This is a genomic window from Streptomyces sp. S6, from assembly GCF_054880855.1.
Genome location: NZ_JBTYMC010000454.1, coordinates 1 through 3,919, shown reverse-complemented (window position 1 = coordinate 3,919; position 3,919 = coordinate 1). Strand labels below are relative to the sequence as shown.

3 protein-coding genes and 1 pseudogene are annotated in these 3,919 nt (G+C 73.3%); all 4 read left to right on the top strand.

Features of this window, described 5'->3' with window-relative positions; genetic code table 11:
- Positions 1 to 257 (top strand): annotated as a pseudogene (locus tag ACVNF4_RS33450) (SAM-dependent methyltransferase); the annotation flags it as partial.
- An 88-nt stretch (positions 258 to 345) separates the two neighbouring features.
- Positions 346 to 1,179, top strand: coding sequence for a M55 family metallopeptidase (locus tag ACVNF4_RS33445; RefSeq protein ID WP_461806629.1), 834 nt, complete (start codon positions 346 to 348; stop codon positions 1,177 to 1,179).
- Positions 1,172 to 2,476 carry a M20/M25/M40 family metallo-hydrolase gene (locus ACVNF4_RS33440; RefSeq protein ID WP_461806628.1) on the top strand — a complete coding sequence of 435 codons (1,305 nt, stop codon included), beginning with the start codon at positions 1,172 to 1,174 and terminating at the stop codon, positions 2,474 to 2,476. The genes ACVNF4_RS33445 and ACVNF4_RS33440 overlap by 8 nt, the downstream gene beginning before the upstream one ends.
- Positions 2,473 to 3,919, top strand: a 1,447-nt coding sequence (locus ACVNF4_RS33435) for a S9 family peptidase (protein WP_461806627.1), incomplete at its 3' end; no start/stop codon positions are given. The genes ACVNF4_RS33440 and ACVNF4_RS33435, both read left to right, overlap by 4 nt.

The following is a 3,919-nucleotide window of genomic DNA, read 5'->3' as shown; positions in this document are numbered from 1 at the left end:
CGTCCGAGGGCGCCGGCGCGATCCTGGGCGCCCTCGCCCGCCGGCCCGAGGGGCCGCCCCCCAAACTCGCCCCGATCTTCCGGCACGGCATCGCCCCGGGCACCGTCCCCGACGCGGCGGTCCCCGACCATCTGACCTCCGCCGGCCTCACCGTCCTCGCGCTGGGCCAGGCACCCCTGACGACGACCGAGCACACCGCCGACGGCGCGTCCATCGTGCTGCCGTCGCAGTGGGCCGTGGCGGGGCGGGCGGGCTGAACGAGGGAGCTGGGGCGGGGACGTGCGCCACGCTGGCCGCCTCCTCGGCCGGGCGTCCGGCGGACGCCGTGGCGTAACGTGACGCCTCATGAAGATCCTGATCAGCGCGGACATGGAGGGCGCCACCGGGGTCACCTGGCCGGCGGACGTGCGGCCGGGTTCCCCAGAGTGGCAGCGGTGCAGGGAGATGTTCACGTCGGACGTCGACGCGGCGGCACGCGGCTTCTTCGAAGGCGGTGCCGATCAAGTGTTGATCAACGAGGCGCACGCCACGATGCGCAATCTGTTGCTTGAGCGTCTTGACGAACGCATTGACATGTTGACGGGCCGTCACAAGGACCTGTCCATGGTTGAGGGAGTCCAGTACGGCGACGTCGACGGCATCGCCTTCCTCGGCTACCACGGCGGCGCCGGCATGGAGGGCGTCCTCGCCCACACCTACCTCGCCAACACCGTCACCGGCGTCTGGCTGGACGACGTCCGCGCGAGCGAGGGCCTCCTCAACGCGGCCGTCGTCGCCGAGTACGGCGTCCCCGTGATCCTGGTGACCGGCGACGACATCACCTGCGAGGACGCCCTCGGCTACGCGCCCGAGGCCCTCAAGGTCGCCGTCAAGGACCACGTCTCCCGCTACGCGGCCGTCTGCCGCACCCCCGCCCGCACGGCCGCCGACATCCGCGCGGCGGCCCGCGAGGCGACGGCCCTCGCCGTGCGCCACGACCCGGTGAACGCGGGCCCGCACACGATCGCCGTCGAGTTCGACGCGGAACACCTCGCGTCGACGGTGACGGTCGTGCCCGGCGTGGAGCGCGTGGGGGAACGCAAGGTCGCGTACACGAGCGCGCACATGTACGACGCCATCCGGACGTTCAAGGCGGTCACGACGATCGCCGCCGCAGCGATCGAGGAGCAGTATGGCTGACCGGCAGGCACGGGACGAGGTCGTGGCATTCACCTCCGACCTGATCCGCATCGACACCACCAACCGGGGCGGCGGCGACGCCCGGGAACGGCCCGCCGCCGAGTACGCGGCCGGGAAACTCGCGGAGGCGGGCCTGGAACCGGTCCTGCTGGAGCGCACCCCGGGCCGCACCAACGTCGTCGCCCGCATCGAGGGCACCGACCCGTCGGCGGACGCCCTCCTCGTCCACGGCCACCTCGACGTCGTCCCCGCCGAGCCCGCCGACTGGAGCGTCCACCCGTTCTCCGGCGAGGTCCGCGACGGCGTTGTCTGGGGGCGCGGGGCCGTCGACATGAAGAACATGGACGCGATGGTCCTCGCCGTCGTCCGCTCCTGGGCGCGCGAGGGCGTACGGCCCCGCAGGGACGTGGTGATCGCGTTCACCGCCGACGAGGAGGACAGCGCCGACGACGGCTCCGGGTTCCTCGCCGACCGGCACCCCGGCCTCTTCGAGGGCTGCACCGAAGGCATCAGCGAGTCCGGCGCGTTCACCTTCCACGACGGCGCCGGACGCGAGATCTACCCCATCGCGGCCGGTGAACGCGGCACCGCCTGGCTGAAGTTGACAGCGAAGGGCCGCGCCGGGCACGGCTCGAAGGTGAACCACGAGAACGCGGTCACCCGCCTCGCCGCCGCGATCGCCCGCATCGGCGAGCACGAGTGGCCCGCCCGCCTCACCCCCACGGTGAGCGCCGCCCTCACCGAACTCGCCGCGCTCTACGGCGTCGAGGCCGACCTCGACGACGTCGACGCCCTCCTCGCGAAGCTGGGCCCGGCCGCCAAGCTCGTCGAGGCGACCGTCCGCAACAGTGCCAACCCGACGATGCTGGACGCCGGTTACAAGGTCAACGTCATCCCCGGCGAGGCTGTCGCATACGTCGACGGACGCTATCTCGCGGGCACCGAGGACGAGTTCAGGGCGACCATGGACAAGCTGACCGGCCCTGACGTCAGTTGGGAGTTCCAGCACCACTCCGCCGCCCTCCAGGCACCCATCGACACCCCGACGTACGCCGGACTCCGCGCCGCCGTAAAGGAGTTCGCGCCCGAGGGGCACACCGTCCCCTACTGCATGTCGGGCGGCACCGACGCCAAGCAGTTCTCCCGGCTCGGCGTCGTCACGTACGGGTTCACGCCGCTGAGGATGCCGGTGGGGCTCGACTACCAGGCGCTGTTCCACGGCGTCGACGAGCGGGTCCCCGTCGAGGCCCTGCACTTCGGCGTCGACGTCCTCGACCGCTTCCTGCGCACCGCATGAACAGCGCGCTGCCGTACGGGACCTGGCCCTCTCCCGTCACCGCCGATCTCGCCGCCGCGCACGACGGCCGCCCCGACCACGTCGGTTTCGTCGGCGACGAGGTGTGGTGGACCGCGCCCCGCCCGGCCGAGGACGGCCGCCGCACCCTGGTCCGCCGCCGCCCGGACGGCACCGAGGAATCCGTCCTGCCCGCACCCTGGAACGTCCGCAGCCGGGTCCACGAGTACGGCGGAACCCCCTGGACGGGCACCGTCCACGAAGGTCAACTCCTCGTCGTGTTCGCGCACTTCACCGACCAGCGGCTCTACCTGTACGACGGCGGCGAACCCCGCCCCCTCACCCCGGCCGGGCCGCGCTGGGCCGACCCGCTGCTCCTGCCCGAGCGCGGCGAAGTCTGGTGCGTGAAGGAGGAGTCCACCGGCGAGCGGCCCACCGACGTGCGCCGCGTCCTGGCCGCCGTACCCCTCGACGGGTCCGGGGCCGTACGCGAACTCACCGACGACACACGGCGGTTCCTCAGCGGGCCCAAGCTGTCGCCGGACGGGCGGCGGATCGCCTGGCTCGCCTGGGACCATCCGGGGATGCCGTGGGACGGCACCGAACTGCTCGTGGCCGAGCCGGGCGGGGAGCCTCAAGTCGTCGCAGGCGGGCCCGACGAGTCCGTTGCGCAGGTCGAATGGGCCCCGGACGGCGGCCTGTTGTACGTGTCCGACCGCAGCGGCTGGTGGAACCTGTACCGGGACGGACGTGAACTCTGCCCGCGCGAGGAGGAGTTCGGCGGGCCGCTGTGGACGCTCGGACAGTGCTGGTTCGCGCCGCTGGACAGCGGACTGATCGCGGTCGTCCACGGGCGGGGCGCCGCAGGGTTCGGCGTGCTCGACCCCGGCACCGGGGAGATCGCCGAACTCGCCGGTCCCTGGACCGAGTTCGCCCCCACGCTCGCCGTGCGCGGGGACCGGGTCGTCGGGATCGCGGCGGGCACGCGCAGCGGGTACGAGGTCGTCGAGGCGGACACCGGGACCGGGCGGGCGCGGGTGATCGGCGCCGCGCACGCGGACGCCGTGGACCCGGCGTACTGCCCCGAGCCGGCCGTGCGGATCTTCGCCGGGCCGGACGGGCGGGAGATCCACGCCCAGGTGTATCCGCCGCGCCACCCCGAACACACGGGCCCCGAAGGGGAGTTGCCGCCGTACGTGGTGTGGGCGCACGGCGGGCCCACCAGCCGGGCGCCTCTCGTCCTCGACCTGGAGATCGCGTACTTCACCTCGCGGGGCATCGGCGTCGTCGAGGTCGACTACGGCGGCTCCACCGGGTACGGCAGGCGGTACCGGGAGCGGCTGCGCGGACAGTGGGGCGTCGTGGACGTCGAGGACTGCGCGGCCGTCGCCCTCGCGCTCGCCGAGGAGGGCGCCGCCGACCGGGCACGGCTCGCGATCCGGGGCG

What these genes read in the sequence shown, in the direction of transcription:
- ACVNF4_RS33440 (WP_461806628.1), top strand. Translation starts at nt 1,172, where the DNA reads ATGGCTGACCGGCAGGCACGGGACGAGGTCGTGGCATTCACCTCCGAC.
- ACVNF4_RS33445 (WP_461806629.1), top strand. Translation starts at nt 346, where the DNA reads ATGAAGATCCTGATCAGCGCGGACATGGAGGGCGCCACCGGGGTCACC.